Annotated in this window: 17 protein-coding genes and 1 pseudogene; 1 reads left to right on the top strand and 17 read right to left on the bottom strand. The window is 54.3% G+C overall.

The genetic code is table 11. The features are described 5' to 3' along the window. Positions 1-47 precede the first annotated feature (47 nt). The 12 genes from PJI16_03155 to PJI16_03100 form a co-directional block, all read right to left on the bottom strand. Positions 48-311, bottom strand: a complete 264-nt coding sequence (locus PJI16_03155; protein ID MDT3776555.1) for a UBP-type zinc finger domain-containing protein — start codon at positions 309-311, stop codon at positions 48-50. A 14-nt stretch (positions 312-325) separates the two neighbouring features. Further along, entirely contained in the window at positions 326-1,975 is a 1,650-nt protein-coding gene (locus PJI16_03150) for an FAD-dependent oxidoreductase (protein MDT3776554.1), read from the bottom strand. A gap of 104 nt (positions 1,976-2,079) precedes the next feature. Further along, positions 2,080-3,045, bottom strand: coding sequence for a DedA family protein/thiosulfate sulfurtransferase GlpE (locus PJI16_03145; GenBank protein ID MDT3776553.1), 966 nt, complete (start codon positions 3,043-3,045; stop codon positions 2,080-2,082). A 308-nt stretch (positions 3,046-3,353) separates the two neighbouring features. Beyond that, a complete protein-coding gene (locus PJI16_03140; protein ID MDT3776552.1) occupies positions 3,354-4,244 on the bottom strand; it encodes a GNAT family N-acetyltransferase in 891 nt (296 codons plus the stop codon). Next, a complete protein-coding gene (locus tag PJI16_03135; protein MDT3776551.1) occupies positions 4,241-4,459 on the bottom strand; it encodes a 4-oxalocrotonate tautomerase family protein in 219 nt (72 codons plus the stop codon). The genes PJI16_03140 and PJI16_03135 overlap by 4 nt, the downstream gene beginning before the upstream one ends. Positions 4,460-4,583: 124 nt before the next feature. Further along, positions 4,584-5,129 carry a dihydrofolate reductase family protein gene (locus tag PJI16_03130; protein MDT3776550.1) on the bottom strand — a complete coding sequence of 182 codons (546 nt, stop codon included), beginning with the start codon at positions 5,127-5,129 and terminating at the stop codon, positions 4,584-4,586. 111 nt (positions 5,130-5,240) lie between these two features. Next, positions 5,241-5,612, bottom strand: a complete 372-nt coding sequence (locus tag PJI16_03125) for a TfoX/Sxy family protein (GenBank protein ID MDT3776549.1) — start codon at positions 5,610-5,612, stop codon at positions 5,241-5,243. A gap of 80 nt (positions 5,613-5,692) precedes the next feature. Further along, positions 5,693-6,013, bottom strand: a complete 321-nt coding sequence (gene sugE / locus PJI16_03120; GenBank protein MDT3776548.1) for a quaternary ammonium compound efflux SMR transporter SugE — start codon at positions 6,011-6,013, stop codon at positions 5,693-5,695. A 314-nt stretch (positions 6,014-6,327) separates the two neighbouring features. Then, on the bottom strand, positions 6,328-7,713 hold the full coding sequence (locus PJI16_03115; protein MDT3776547.1) for an FAD-binding oxidoreductase: 1,386 nt from the start codon (positions 7,711-7,713) through the stop codon (positions 6,328-6,330). A 348-nt stretch (positions 7,714-8,061) separates the two neighbouring features. After that, a complete protein-coding gene (locus PJI16_03110; GenBank protein ID MDT3776546.1) occupies positions 8,062-9,447 on the bottom strand; it encodes an FAD-binding oxidoreductase in 1,386 nt (461 codons plus the stop codon). A gap of 657 nt (positions 9,448-10,104) precedes the next feature. Continuing rightward, on the bottom strand, positions 10,105-10,476 hold the full coding sequence (locus PJI16_03105; protein MDT3776545.1) for a group 1 truncated hemoglobin: 372 nt from the start codon (positions 10,474-10,476) through the stop codon (positions 10,105-10,107). A gap of 362 nt (positions 10,477-10,838) precedes the next feature. Next, positions 10,839-11,795, bottom strand: a complete 957-nt coding sequence (locus tag PJI16_03100) for a hypothetical protein (GenBank protein ID MDT3776544.1) — start codon at positions 11,793-11,795, stop codon at positions 10,839-10,841. A gap of 209 nt (positions 11,796-12,004) precedes the next feature. Between PJI16_03100 and PJI16_03095 the strand changes: the two genes are divergently transcribed. Next, entirely contained in the window at positions 12,005-12,265 is a 261-nt protein-coding gene (locus PJI16_03095; protein MDT3776543.1) for a hypothetical protein, read from the top strand. Positions 12,266-12,856: 591 nt separating this feature from the next. Here the strand turns inward: PJI16_03095 and PJI16_03090 are convergent. The 5 genes and pseudogenes from PJI16_03090 to PJI16_03070 all read right to left on the bottom strand — a co-directional run bounded on the left by PJI16_03090 (position 12,857) and on the right by PJI16_03070 (position 15,206). After that, positions 12,857-13,225 (bottom strand): annotated as a pseudogene (locus PJI16_03090) (DUF5615 family PIN-like protein). Next, a complete protein-coding gene (locus tag PJI16_03085; protein ID MDT3776542.1) occupies positions 13,222-13,452 on the bottom strand; it encodes a DUF433 domain-containing protein in 231 nt (76 codons plus the stop codon). The pseudogene PJI16_03090 and the gene PJI16_03085 overlap by 4 nt, the downstream one beginning before the upstream one ends. A 392-nt stretch (positions 13,453-13,844) precedes the next feature. Beyond that, complete coding sequence (locus PJI16_03080) at positions 13,845-14,009, bottom strand: hypothetical protein (GenBank protein ID MDT3776541.1); 165 nt, start codon at positions 14,007-14,009, stop codon at positions 13,845-13,847. 75 nt (positions 14,010-14,084) lie between these two features. Continuing rightward, positions 14,085-14,618: a gamma-glutamylcyclotransferase gene (locus PJI16_03075; protein ID MDT3776540.1), complete on the bottom strand. Its 534-nt coding sequence runs from the start codon at positions 14,616-14,618 to the stop codon at positions 14,085-14,087. Between the two features lie 33 nt (positions 14,619-14,651). Beyond that, positions 14,652-15,206 (bottom strand): pyridoxamine 5'-phosphate oxidase family protein, encoded by a 555-nt coding sequence (locus tag PJI16_03070; GenBank protein ID MDT3776539.1) that lies wholly within the window; start codon positions 15,204-15,206, stop codon positions 14,652-14,654. Positions 15,207-15,396: the final 190 nt, after the last annotated feature.

Genomic DNA, 15,396 nt, shown 5'->3' with positions numbered 1-15,396 from the left:
CCTGATCAGTCCTCAATAGAACAACAATTTCTTTCTCAAGCTCCCGGCTATTCCATGAACAGCTCATCCAGGTAACACCACCGCCATTGTTCCCCTGGTTCGATAGAGCGGATGATGGGATGACTGGTCGCCTGAAAATGCTTCGTCGCATGCTTGTTCTTTGAAGAATCGCAACATCCGACCTGACCACAGATGAGGCACATTCGCAAATGGACCCACCGGTCATTCAGAGTGACACATTCTTCGCAGACAGCGGCGCCCGGTTTCACGTTGCGAATCTGATCGAGATGGCTGCAGGATGATTGGGACATGGTGTTGGCCTTTCTTACAATTCCTTGAGGTATTCATGCACGAACTGTACAGCCATCGCGCCTTCACCGACGGCCGAGGCGACGCGTTTAATCGAATCGGCGCGCACGTCCCCGGCCGCGAAAACGCCAGGACGGCTGGTCTCCAGCAGGAACGGTGGCCGGAGAGAAGTCCACTGTGAGGTCTGTGCCAGTATGGTGCCGGTCCGGACAAACCCTTTCGCGTCCCGCTCGATCTCCGTCGGCAACCAGTCGGTTCGTGGCACGGCTCCAATGAAAGTGAATACGGCAGCCATCTCTACTGTTCGCTCCTCACCCGTTTGGCTATTGGCAATGTCGATGGAACCGAGGTATCCATTCCCGTGCATCCGGCGGACCGTCGTGTGACGAAGAATCTCAATGTTGGCGGTCTGTTCAATCCGTCTGGCCAGATAACTCGACATATTCTTGTACAGGTCATCACCGCGAATCACGAGAAAGACCTTCCTGGCCTGCCCCGCAAGAAACACCGCAGCCTGGCCTGCAGAATTGCCTCCACCCACGACTGCCACCTGGCCTCCCCGACACATTTGGGCTTCAACGGGAGTTGCGGCGAAGTACACACCCCTTCCCTCAAATTTCTCCTCATCCTCGGCACCGAGTCGGCGATAATCGACACCGGTGGCGATCAACAGGCATTTCGTCGTGATCGATTCCTCTCCGTCGAGATGTATAATGGAATAAGTTTTGTCGAATGTCAGATGTGTGACCGGCGACGGGACAGATAGGCGGACACCGAATTTATTGGCTTGGATAATGGCACGGTCGGTGAGTTCGCTACCCGTCACGCCGGTGGGAAAACCAAGATAGTTTTCTATCCTCATACTGGTGCCGGCTTGCCCGCCGGGAGCCGTGCGCTCGAGCACGGCCGTCCGTAACCCTTCCGAGGCACCATAGACCGCCGCGGCTAAACCTGCGGGACCGGCTCCCACCACAACTAAATCGTACACCGCCGCCGCCAAGGGATGGCGGATACCGATGCCGTCAGCCAGGTCGCGGTTCGATGGGTTGCGGAGAAGCAGCATCTTGCTGCAGGCCACCACGGGCGTGTCGGCTTCAGTCACGCCAAAATGCTTAAGAAGCCGGTCCACCTGCGGGTCCGTCTCCACATCCACCCAGGTAAAGAGCACATGGTTCTTAGCCAGGAAATCCCGGACCCGGAAGGTGTCGGCCGAATAACGGGAGCCGATAACCCGCAGACCGGTAAAATCAGCCGACTTGTGCAGGAGTTGCCGCCGGGCGATGAATGCCTGGAGGATGATGTCACTCAGGACCGGACACTGATTCAGGACCTGCATGAGCGCATCCCCTGAGATCTCGTACACTTCACAATCGCCCTTGGCCACAGCACTCACCACCGAAGGATTGCCGGTGAGGTGAGAGATATCGCCGGTGAACCCCCCTTGATGATGAACCGTCAGGGTCTTTGGCTCATCTCCGGAATAGTCAAAGATTTCGACTTCACCTGATTTGATAACATGGAATTTGAAGTTACGGTCCCCGATGGCAAACAGCGTCGCTCCGTCCGGATACAACTTTGGCGTGGCGGCCGCACAACGACTGAGCTCGCCGATTTGGAATTCGTCGAGAATTGGGAAGGCGATAGATTGAAGGTCTGATACGGCCATACTCTTCTCCTTTTATCCAAATATTTTATGGCGGTTTAATTGTGAGAGGGAACCATGACCCACCCTGGACCGTCTGTGGCGTCCCATCTTCAGGCCAACCAGGCTCACCCGGCCACAAGACCAGTGGAGGCAACCGACGATGTGGCTTCAAGAGGAAAGTTCCGTTCGCGCCAGGCGTCGATGCCTCCGGCAAGAGGCCGTACTTTCGTAATTCCCCGCCTCCGCAACATTAACGCCATCATGGCAGCAGTCGCTTCGTTCGGGCAGGCACAGAATAGAATAACATCACTCTGTCGCGGAATGTCGGCATGCCGCTGTTCTAATTCATCCGCGGTCATGCGGAGAGCTCCTGGAATGGTGTAGGGGTCCGCTTCGTGATCCAACGCACCGCGCAGATCCAACACGAAGACCTCATGGCCCTTGTCCATCATCCCTTTCAGCTCGTCCACCGAAATGCGGGCCATCCGCAACTCGCGCAACACCCATTGCCGGTGGGCAAACTTATAAGCAATGTAGGCCACGAGGCCGATACCCATCGCCATCAGAAAGACCAGACCGGCGCGGGATTGTTGGGCGGCAATGGCTTCGATCTCACTGCTGAAGACATACCCAGGCAACACAAACGCCAGCGCCCAGAGTCCCGCACCCAGTCCGTCATAGCCCAGGAAACGAGTGAATCTGATTCCAAAGAGACCGGCCATCGCCGGCGCGAGCGTGCTTAAGCCCGGCAGAAACTTTGCGAAAATCAGCGCGCGGATGCCATGACGGGTAAAAAAATTCTCGGTCCGCCGCACGCAAAAATCAGGTTCCAATGAAATGCGGCAGAGAAGACTGAGGGCTTGCCGGCCTCGACGCCGGCCCACCTCGTACCACACCACATCGCCAGCCAGACAGGCGACGATAGAAAGAACAATGGCGACACCGAGATCCATCTGCCCGGCACCCGCCAGGGCACCGGCCGCCAATAATACCGGGACTGCCGGAATCGGAAGGCCGACTTGCTCGGCGAAGACGATGGCAAACAACACAATTCCGCCATACTCAGATACGAATATGCTGATTTCGTTCACATGGGCTCCTGCACAATGGGATGAATGTTCAGATGACCTCAGAGAGGGGCAATATGCGGTTTAAGGAAGTGTTGAATTATACTCATTTCCACTGGCATATTGACCCCCAGGCACGTGGCCTATCAGAGGCCTCAAGCCGGTCAAAAAAGCATGCCTTGAGCCTTTCGAAGGATTCGTCCAGCAAGGCCGCAAATTGCCTGCCGTGTCCCGAAGGCCACAACGTTTGTTTTGCGCGCAGAGCGTACGTCCAGTACGTGAGCACGGAAACATGGCGAGAACGCCGCTGGCAGCTTTTTTCAACAGCCCATTTAATACACCACAGAAGGCAGAAAGGCCCCGTCGGGTTCGTGATACAACCCCATACTCATCAGCGTCATGGGCTGAACGACCCGCAGCCCTTTTTCCAGACACCAGCGAAGCAGATCACTATTGCGCGTGGGGAGCAAAAATCCCGGACCGGGAAAACCGGTAGCCGCACCGATGATCGCCTTCAGGTCTTCATTGTTCTCGGCAACCGCATGGCCAAAAAAACCAACCAGAGTGGCATACCCCGAAATGCGACCATCGCGTTCGACCACGGTGGCCGTCTGTTGTTTGATGGCGTCCAGCAGTTCGGATTCCCGTTCGTGCCCATGGACCTGAAGACACAACCGATTGCAACCCGCCAAATCCTTTTCAACCGCCTGACGAACAGCGTGGCCGGATATCGAGAGACCAAGGGCCGGACCCTGAATCGTCGAAAGCGGTTCACGGGCTTGGAAACCTAATTTGGTATAGAGAGACAGTGAACGATTGTGATAGGCCGCTTGCACTAACCGGACGCTCGCGAAACGGATCTCCTGCGCCCGCTCCAACACATGTTCCATCAGGCGTCTACCCACGGCCCCATTTTGGACCGCCGGGTCCACGGTGATCGGACCGACCCCGGCAATAACGGCATTCTCCCAGAGGAAATTACTCCCGACGACTCGCCCGTCCACTTCAGCTACGACTGAATGAAGGTCAGGACGCGAGAACAGGTGAGAAAATAACTGAACGGCAATATCCGGGGCAGGAAAATCAGGAGGAAAATTATGTTGTTCGGCTATGGACTTAAACGCTTCGTAACAGATCGTGCCACACGGTTCAGCATCGGAAGGGCCACCATGGCGCAGTCTGAGGTTCATAGGTCCCACTGCCCCCAAATGGTTAATCGTCATTTGCTTGAGGACGATCGGTCCTGTTGCTTTTTCCATTCATCAGTCAGAAGTCCGGAAAATCCCCAGTCTTCCTCGTTAATCTCTTGAATCACGACATGGATGTGATCCGGATTTTTTCCCAACACGCGAACCAGGGAATCAGTGACGTCTTTCACCAATTCCGCCTTCTGCTCTCTGGAGGCACCCGTCGTCATTTGAATATTCACGTATGGCATAAGACGGCCTTAGTATACTTGAGTCAGAGGATTGGATGTCACGTGACACGCCTTGCCACACTAAAAAAAAATTCACCGCCCATGGGTTGAGTGGCCGGGTGCAATCACGCCAGGAAGAGGTTTTCTACCCGGCGATATTCCGTCGCACCTCATAGTGGCTTTGCACCAAACCGTTTTCAAACGATCGTGTGTCAAGATGCTCCAAGTGGATCTCGTGGGAAAGCGACCCGAACAAGGGAACGCCCGTGCCGAGAAGAATTGGAACCTTCGTAATGATCAGTCGGTGAATCAAGTCTTCGCGAAGGAATCCTTGAATGGTCTTGCCCCCGTCAATATAGAGATGCCTCCATCCACGTCCCGCCAGGCGTTGCACCACCTCATGCGGTGGTGCATTCATGGACTCGACTGTTCTTGCGATGTCCTTGCGAATAGCCACCGGACGACTGCTGAGCACCACCACGGGCTTTTCCCCATAGAGCCATGCCCCGAAGGATAATGCCATCTCATATGAGGCCCGTCCCATAACAATGGCATCAACAGAATCAATGAATTCATGATACCCGTAATCCTCCGTCCCGGCATCTCCCACCCCGGGAAGCCAGTCGATACCGCCATTCTCGCGGGCGATAAAACCATCAACGCTGGTGGCAATATAGACCGTCCCGATCATCTCGCCCCTCAATGTGTCTCCTGGAATATCGTTTGATGTCCGCGTCATCCTGAATTTTTCCTCCTGCGCGGGCTATCAGCGAATGCACTTTTAGGAAAAAATTTCCTGGAACTAAAGATTAAACCGTGACCGGCTTTTTTTTTGCTTGACCTTCTTCACCGGCTTTTTTGCACGAACGGCCGCCTCATACGACCGAAGCGCCCAGCCCTTCGCCTCCGCCGTATCCTCAAAGATCTCCTCGGGGGCCATATAGTAGGACATGGTGAATGTCTTGCCGTGTTTTTTATACTGGAAGGGCTCTAATTCCCGTTCCTCAAAAAATGGGGCCAATGCCTCGTCAGCTTTCAAATACAACACATCATCCGCCACCAGCCCGAACATCAATCCATCATGGAAGAGCCCATACCCGCCAAACATGCGGCGTGGATGAATGGGTCCGAATTCCTCGAACACCTCTTTGAGAAATTCCACGTATTCGCTCATAAATTTATTGTCCGGGGTGCTTTTTTACGACAAAGGTTGGAATTCAGCGGCCCCAGAAACCCGTCTACTGGAAGAAAGAGTTAGGCATGGGTTGCGAGCTTGAGGCCAACGATGCCTGCAAGGATCAATGCCAGACTAACCAGTCGCGCGGGATTCGCCTGCTCCTCAAACAAGAAGATTCCCAATATGGCAGTACCGACAGCACCGACACCGACCCAAACCGCATAAGCCGTCCCGACGGGAAGTGTTTTCATTGCAATACCAAGCAAGCCAAGGCTGATTACCATGGCCAGCACAGTCCCGACAGTCGGCCACAGACGCGTAAAGCCCTCCGTGTATTTGAGCCCAATTGCCCATGCGACTTCGAATAATCCGGCAATAATAAGAATCGCCCAGTTCATAACAAGTCCCTCTCAATAATGTGGGGGTTGTCCCGATATGCTATCGCACAGTGAAATCATCCTCACTTCTCAGTGGGGCCTCACGTTGGAGTTCAACGGCCACCGAAGGCGGTCCCCTGGCACGACAGATGAGACATGGCTGTATCTATAGCAAAATATGATCACTCAAGCATTATTTGCATCCGACAGGGATGGATGGGTCTGGATTGTTCGAATTCCTCTTTGAAAATTTTAACGCCCTCACTCATAGAATTGGGACTGAACTGTGCCTCCACTGAGTGGCAGGGAAGGATAGTACGACAGATCCCTGATAGTCACCCTGTCCCGAAGTGGGTATGAAAAAGTCTATCAGGGTCGTAGGTATGGCGCAGCGACTGGAGGCGTTGCCAGTTCGCAGGCGCGAACGACCGTTCGGCGCGTACCAGTTCCTCGATAATGTCGGACTCGCCCACGTAATGACCCACCGCAAACCGGTTCAATGCCGCAATTGTCTCACAATGCCATGCCCTGTTCGCATCATCATCCTCCGGCCGTTCCCATATCGCATAGCAGAGAAGTAACGTCCTGGCTGTCATCGAAAATGCGGCGGCGGGGAGCATTGCAGCACTACTCTCCGAACCGGTGGCAAATATGCATGCCCCCAGTGACTTTGATGACGGCGCGTGCAAAAAGGACTCGCGCATCGTCGCCAACGGCCGTACAGGTGAAGAGTTCGACCAAAACGTTTCCGCCAGGGCGCGATGGTAGTCCGGCCATAACATCCCCCCCTTATCGAGCAAGGCGTCCAGCGAAGTCGGCTGGACCACTTCCTTTCCCAGACATTCGGATAAAACGGGACAAGCCTCCAGGAGGTTGAGCCTGGCAGCGGCATCACGTTGGGAATCGAGAAAGGCCGTCGCAGTCAGGAGACAGACAAAGCCGTTGCCGGACCGGCACTGTTCGATATAGGCCGGTGGCGCCGGAGCGCAGAACATCGCCAATTCCACCTCTCGCGGCAACTGTCCGGCAATTCCCTCTGCCCATGCGCCAACCTCTTCCATGTGTGACAACGGGTAAAAGTAAGTGCTGGTCGTAATAGCCCGCGGCACCGGATACAGCTTGAGAACGAATTGAGTCAACACCCCGAAAAAGCCAGGCCCCGCCCCGCGAATTGCCCAGAGTAAGTCGGCATGTTGCTCCTGATTAACCACGACTAAGGTGCCATCGGCCGTCACAACATGGGCCGCCTCGACGCTAAAGCAGGCCGGTCCCCATATATTAGAGTTCCAGCCCAAACCGCCATTCAGTAAAAATCCGCTCATGGGGACCGAAGGGCAATGTCCCACGGGAAAGGCCAACCCATGCGCGGACAACTGCCGGTTTAACTCCCGCCCCGTCACCGCCGGTTGAACCACTGCCGTGCGACTCATAGGGTCAATCGAAACCTGGTTCAGACGCCCGAGATCTATCAACAGGCTCCCGTCGCACAACGAAAACCCGACCCAACTATGCCCCCCGCCTCGCACGGCAACTTTCAAATTCTGAGCGCGAGCAAACCGGACAGCCTCGATGACATCCTGCTCATTCGCCACCTGCACAACCACCTGCGGATAACGCCCCGGCGTCAACTGATTCCAAATGAGCGAGCGCCTGAGATCTTCGTACCCGGCGTCGGTCGCAACCGTCACCTTGCCCGCAATCCGACTCTGCAGAGCCTTCACGTCCATCCTAATATTCTACCCTCTGCGAAGCTCCACAGGGAGCAGGAGGAATGATGTGTTTCATCGTAAGAATGAGGAACTGATGGGTCCTTTTTTGTTGTTTTGGTGACCTCTGGTTTTATCAATCATCCGCAACCAGACCCAACCTCACACCCTTGCGTAAGTGACCATCGTCACCGAACAGCCGGCGTGTCCAAATCGGCCCAATGGCGCACATACCTCTTGGAGATATTCAATGTATTCGGACCTAGGATTGCTCCTGACCTGTTGTCTAGGCATCACGACCCGCATCAGCAGGGATCCGACGCGCCCTCTGCTGCATGCGAGTATGAGGCCCCTCACCTCCTCTCAGACCGGCCTGACGTTCTGGTTCATCCGGAAGAGGTTCGTCGGGTCGTACTTCTTCTTAAGCTCCACCAACCGGTTGTACGTCGCACCGTAGGCGAACGCAATGCGGTCGGTCTCGTCTTGGGTGAGGAAGTTGATGTACGCACCACCGCTGGCAAACGGCTGTGACGCGGCAAAGAATTCGCGCGCCCAGGCGATGCAGGCCTCGTCATCGGCAGCTCCCTCCCAACGGGCATGCACGTTCATCACGTAGTTGGCGTCCCGGCTTGAGTAGGCCATCGCCTCGGGCGCGACGCGGGCCGTCTGGCCACCGATCGCAGCGACGAAAATCTCGCATTGCGGCGACGGAAAGGTGCCGACATATTGAATAACGGCGTCGATCGCGCCGTGACTCAGTTCCGAAAAGTTATGGGACTTCCAGTAGTTGCGCGCACCCCGCGTCAGGAGCGGATCGAAGGCCTGTTGCCAGGCCATGTAGGGCTGCACGCCGATGTGCTCACCGTGAGCCGTGCCGAACCTGCGCAGCGGCTCGATCAGCTTCTTGCCCAGAGTGGGGTCACCCGCGTAGCACAATGCAAGGGCGACGATCTCTTTCCCGTGGACCTCCGTCGGTAGAAAGGGCAGAGGGGGCGCCTTCCGGGTGACCATCCAGACGGCAAGCTCGTCCGGCATCGTCTCGGTGAAACGGGCGAACTGCGTCAGCACCGACTTCGCCTGGTCGAAGGGGAAGACAATGAGCCCGCTTAAGACGTCCGGCCCGACGGGATGGAGTTGAAACTCAAAGCTGGTGACAATACCCAAGTTCCCACCACCACCACGCAGCCCCCAGAAGAGGTCTTCGTGTTCCGTTGCGCTGGCATGCACTTGACGCCCCTCCGCCGTGACGACATGCGCGGAAAGCAGGTTGTCGATGGTCATACCGTACTTCCGGCTCAGCCAGCCGAACCCGCCTCCGAGCGTCAGGCCGGCCACGCCCGTGGTCGAGTTGATGCCCAGCGGGGTGGCGAGGCCGTGGGCCTGCGCGGCCGCGTCGAAATCGGCAAGGGTGCAGCCGGGCTCGACGGTCGCCCGGCGAGCCTTCGGATCCACTTGAACATTCTTCATCAGCGAGAGGTCAATCATGAGGCCGTCGTCGCAGACGGCGTTCCCCGCGATGTTGTGCCCGCCGCTTCGGATCGAGACAAGCAGGTTGTGCTTGCGCGCGAACCCGACCGCCTGGACGACATCTTCAGTTGACACACAGCGGGCAATCAACGCGGGACGGCGGTCGATCATGGCGTTCCAGATCTGCCGCACCTCGTCATAGCCGGCGTCGCCAGGAAGAAGTGCCTCCCCCCCGAAGTGTGTCTTGAATTTGTCGATCATGGCGTGTTCTAACGGTTTCATACCTGCCTCCTTTGCATAGGTCTCACGTTTTTGCCTAGTTTTTTATGGAAACACCTTCAGAAAAGACCGTGAGGCCTGTTGGGCCAATTCCTGCCGGCCTCGACGCCCGCCCAAACAGTCGAACGGCAGCCCCGAGAGCCATTCTTCCGGCACCCGACAGGGCCACAAACCTATCGAATCGCCACACGAAGTCCGGTATTGGTGATCAGACCATAGCGGGAGAATACGGAAAGAATTCGAAAGCAGGTGGATGTGCCGGAAGGCAGAAAAGAATCGGAAAATTTCGAAGGAGTCGCCATCATCTGTTCCCACGGAGGCGGTATTCTATACCAAAAATAACCGCCTACGCATCTTCCCCCCCAAACAGATCGCTGAGCAGCTTGTCACCGCCATTGAGTGAAGTAGGAGGAGGCGGGCTAACTCGCGGGGCTCGGACAAGCCCGCCAAGAGAAAGAGCGTCCGATCATGGGACGGGCGGCAGGCGTCGGACCAGGAGAACTACCTCGTACCTCAACACTTCCTTATACGCGCTGAGTTGGTGTCGGCGTGATGTTCTGTGTTGCCAGGGTTCGCCCCGGCAGCTGAGCTATTGCTTGGCGCGGACCAAAGCCCGGCACCTTATAGTGGTGGACTGGATAGATCTTGTCATCCCTCGCCTTAGACTTCGACGATATCCGGCTTCAAGCTGGAGACAAACACCGCCACCTCGTCACATTCCTGCCGCGGAACGTCCAACGCCTTCATCGTCGCCCCGGCATGTTCAAGGAAAATCGCCCAATCACGTTCGCTGATTTTCATGCCTTTATGGGAGAGCTTCATATCGCGGCCGGTGTAGTACATCGGACCTCCGGCATTGGCACACAAATAATCAATAAGGAGTTGGCGCTCCCTGGCTATCCCGTCATCACCTCGATTCTGCCAGAATCGCCCCAATTGAGGGTCGGATTGCAACCGGGGAAGCAAATCATTTGTAAACGCGAGAATGCCCTCGTACCCGCCAAGACGTTCATACAGTGACTCTTGACTCATACTGTCCTCGTCATCGTTGCAAGGTGAAAAAAGCAGGCTAGACTCAGGACATCTCTATCCCGTTGCCAGGCAGATTGATCCCGACCTTTCCATCAGTGTGGATGTTCTGTGGACAAAACATTGGCCACCATGCGTCCCATCGTCCGGCCATCGTTGTATCAGGTGATGTTTGAATTCCAGATCCGAAGCATGAGAGTTCTGGTTGGCCGAAGATCGTCAGGGTTCGGCTGACCTCCTTTCCCTAGAACAAAATTTCACCATTGGTTTTCACAGCCTAATCTCCTTTCTCATGAATCCGGAGACTGGCGCGAAAAATCAGACCGCTCGTCGGCGCTAGGATTGTCATAGGGCTCCCGTCCGGCCTAGAATTCTTGCAACAACCTTCCCCCACCCGCCAACGGTCCTTCAAATCCGTTTTCCCGTAGCGCATACCAGAAGGTCACGGCATTGATCCCCAGGATCGGAATTCCAAGACCCGGCTCCAACTTTTCTGTCACATTAATCAAGCTCATGTTCGTGCCACACTGGACGACGGCATCCAATGCATGTTCCTCAGTCGCCAACAATTCCAAAATGGCCTTTTCCTTGGCCGAGTCCGGAACATGCGCGATATGCAGCGCGTTCGCGCAGGAGAACCCCACGCTCGACACCACCTCGTATCCCAGTTCTTCAAACATCTGCGTCGCAAACTCGTTGCCTTTCTTATCGAACGGCGTCAGGAGGCCGATCCGCTTCGCGCCATATTTCCTCAGCGCCGCGTGAATGGCATCATGCCAGGTGGCCCAGGACAGACCGGAGTACTCTTCAATCTCCTCCATCGGGGCTCGAATGGCTTCAAGGCCTCCAAGAATATGCTCCAGGCTCATGCCCATGATCAGGTAATGTGGCTCTGCCAACAACGCCACATCCACCGCGGCTCTTAGTCCGCCCAGAAACTGTTTCTTATACGCCCTCAGATCTTCTTCGGTTTCCAATCTCGGCTTCGAGGTCATGACGGTCGCCGTGTGAAGGCCCACCCCTCGCAACCCGTCCGGTCCCTGGTTCTTACAAATGATGCTCCATAGTTCGTGCTCCATACTGGTATTCGTGGCAGGAATTATCAGCCCGAACTTTCTTCTGAAGCTCCGCACATCGGGATATCCGATGGACGAGTTGATCGCTTCGAAACCTTCGGCTTTCATGCCATTGTGAATGACGCCGGGAGGTGCCAGTGCGGGCATGGGCGGGGCATTGACATCGGGGATGGTGATCGATTTTCCGGACAGTTTGCCAATGATTGTTTGGGGTCCGCGTGGGTTTGGTTTCTGTTGGTCGGTCATGGAGTCATCTTTCATCTATATATAAGATTTCGCAATGGACAACGTCTCGCTGGCTTTAGAATACAGCGTATGAGTTGCTGTCAGCAAAAACCTTGTATTGTGTTCAAATAATTTCCGCTCTGTTCGGGCGCATATTTAAGCTTACTGGAGATGCCGGGTGTCGGCCCGGCAGCCGAGGTCCTTTTGTTTCGGCAAAAGGACCCAAAACCATGTTGGCCATACTGTGGCCCTTCGGGTTCCCTGTGCGGTTCGCCGACCCCGGCGGCGCGCAAACTCGCTTGGCTCAAACAATGCGCGCCTTTTACCCGGGGTCGGCTGCACTGCTCGGCCACACTACAAGGCCAGGAAAGCCTGCAGAAACAATGGGGGATTTAATAGAAGACCAACTCGCCAGGCTCAGACAAGCCCGCCAAGAAGAAGAGCGTCCGATAATGGGACCGAATGGCAGGCGTCGGGCAGGGAAAGTATGAAAGTGAAAATTAATTGGAATGAATGGAAGCCATCTGTAGAAGATCCTGTATCCTCGGATCATTCGTCATTTCTGGAGTCAGACATTGCCATCCAGCAATGCGTTTTCGGCTTCACTCAGCTATTTCAATGGGTGACCCTAAGCATTGTTGTCATTCTGAGCCGCAGGCAAAGAATCTAGCACATGGACGGCCCCCTCACTGCGGATCTCAGATCTTCATTTCCTTTTCTTAAACTTCTTCACCAGTTATTTCAATATCACAAGGAAGCCATTCGCGAGAAGTTCAGGATGGATTTGGCAAGGGCGAATGAATCGAATGTCCGAAATCAAATTCTTGGGAGTCAGCATAAGAGGGGGAACGATCAACGATACATGGGCGAGACCGAAAAGCGAGGAGAACACACATCTTGGGACAACACAACTTGTACTGCTTATGATGAAGGAAAACGATTGGGATACGAAAAATTAATTTCGTTATTGATGTAAACCTATACCCATGCCTGACGCCAGTTCCACACACTTAAGGTCCATAGTCATCAGAATGGGAAGATAACGCTTATTGACTCTCGAACCCTTTTTCGGCATCAATGTTCTATTGAACGAGAGGAAGGATGCGAGCCCGCAGACGAGACTCGTCAATGGTAATGAGAGCGCCCTGCACTAAAATCTCATGATACTCGCGTAAGGCCTTCACGAGAATTTCGCCAAGAGGGTTAGGTGAGACATCCTAAGTGCGCACTTGAATAACGCTAGGTCCAGAGGCTTTTGTCGATGCCAGGATAGCACCGAAATCCAGGTCATGGGTAAAGACCAAATAGTCATGTTCGCGGGCCAACCCTAGGACGACTGAATCGGATTCGCTACCTTTCCCTACAGCGGACCAGTGAACAGCCGAAATCCCATTACGCTCAAGGATAGCAATCCAAGAGGGGGAAAGGTTCATATCAACCAAAACCTTCACAGGTGCCCCAGAGGAACCTCAACCTCTTCCGCACGCCAGGCAGCGTAGGTTAATGCCTCCGGGATGTCGGCTTCTTCTAAGTACGGATAGAGCTTGAGAATCTCATCCCTGGAATGTCCCTTAGCGATAAGTCCCACAATTGTTCCGACTGTAATTCGCAGTCCTCGGATGCAAGGTTTGCCACCCATGACTTGAGGATCTGTAGTAATTCTGGACAAATTTTTCATATCAGCCTCCTACAAGATTCGTGGCATTATAGCGGAAAAGCGACGAGTTGACGAACCGAAACTTTGCTGAAGAGTGAGTTGAACCCCTTCTATTCCTGTTATTCATTGAGGCTTTCACCAATAAACAGGCTTAACTTATCACTCAGCTCCGGGAATGGATCAGCCATGATTACGCTCCATTGGCTTTAGTTTCTCATAACGCCGCCCAGTTTTCAGATCATACCTAAAGAGGTCACCAGGGCTAAACGATTTCTGTGGTACAGCCTAACAAGAATTGCACGGATTGGATAATTTTAAAATGTATGAATTAGATGCCGGGTTTCGTCCCGGCAGCCGAGGTCCTTTTGTTTCGGCAAAAGGACCCAAAACCATTGACGCCCCGCCCGGCCTCATTAGATTGACCGGACGCGAAGAAAGGGGAGACGGGCTAACTCGCGGGGCTCAAACAAGCCCGTCAAGAATAAGAGCGTCCGATCAGGGGCACGGGCGGCAGGCGTCGATGAGGGGAACGGAGGGAAAATGAAATAGGCCGAGGTCATGACCACCAAAGATTCCACGCGGTTGAATCCTTTGAAATTCACTGAAGACTTCTTTCAAAAAATTCAACGTACTCACTCACCGAATGTTCTGAGTTATGAGGTGGAGTATTGACGAATTCGCTCGATCAATCTTTGATGTTGGATCCGACTTTCTTCGTCCGGATCTTCAACCGACTCAATCGATTCGATGGAACGAACATAGGCATCCGGAAACCGTAAGTGTTTGGCACCCAACACCACGAGGGTTTTATACCAATGATAGGGCTTTAGGTTATGCTCAATGTAGGATGGTTGAGCCAGATATGTAAGACAGGCGTACTCTTTCCCATGAAGGTCTACCGGGAGTTGACTATCGTGATAACCTTTTCCCTTGCCTTCGAAACGGTCAAGTATGGGTTTATGGGCTGAATCTATGTGATAGATGCCCCCATATACTTCATCAGATGCTTCTCCCGTGCGGACCAGGTTGCACTTACTCGATCCATCCTGACCCCTTTTCTGAAAAGCCAGTCGATAGCGTCTCAACTCAACCACATCCAGCAACTCGGCAGAAGGCACGCGTTCCCGCAACCGCACAGGGTGGAGGTTCGAACCATAGGCAAAATAATAGAGCAAACCCTCACTCATCCTTCATCCTTGCTTGCGGAATTCATCATCCTCTCAATCACTCTCAGAACCAAGAATCCCTGTCGGCTTCCCGTCGATACTGAGCCGGTTCTTTTTTTGCCAGTATTCTGAGATACCCTTATCGCCCTTTTTCTCCGCCCACGTCGAAAGGACATGGCGGTCTTCCACGTAGTTCATGAAAGGCACGGCATGACCGCAGGAAGTTTGCACACGATCGATAGACACCAGGAAGTACTGCCGCGTCGCTGTGGTAGAAGGCAATTGAGTCGAACACTCCGCCCAACGAGCATCCCTCGGATGAAAGACTTGTGCGGTGCCATAGACCCGAAGAATTCGTGGCGGCCCTTCAAAAGCGCACCACATCATCGTCATTCGATCGGATTCCAAAAGATGGGCTGCCGTTTCGTTCCCGCTCCCGGTTAAATTCATCCAGAGAATCTCGTGAGGATTGAGCACACGTAGGGAATCCTGGCCCTTCGGTGAGAGATTGATTCTCCCGTCGGGGGCAGCCGTCGCGACAAAAAACACTTTTTGGGCGCCGATAAATTGGCGCAACTCATTACTCAGTTCCGGGAATTGATCAGCCACGATTATGCTCCATTCACTTTAATTTCTCACAACTCAGCCCATTTTTCAGATCATACTTAAAGAGGGCACAAGAGCAAAACGACTTCTGTCGCACAGCCTAACAAGAATTGTACGAATTGGGTAATTGTGAATTGAATGCCGGGTGTCGGCCCGGCAGCCGAGGTCCTTTTGTTTCGGCAAAAGGACCCAA

It is taken from the genome of Nitrospira sp. MA-1 (assembly GCA_032139905.1).
GTDB lineage: Bacteria > Nitrospirota > Nitrospiria > Nitrospirales > UBA8639 > Nitrospira_E.
This window is presented reverse-complemented; position numbering and strand designations above follow the sequence as displayed.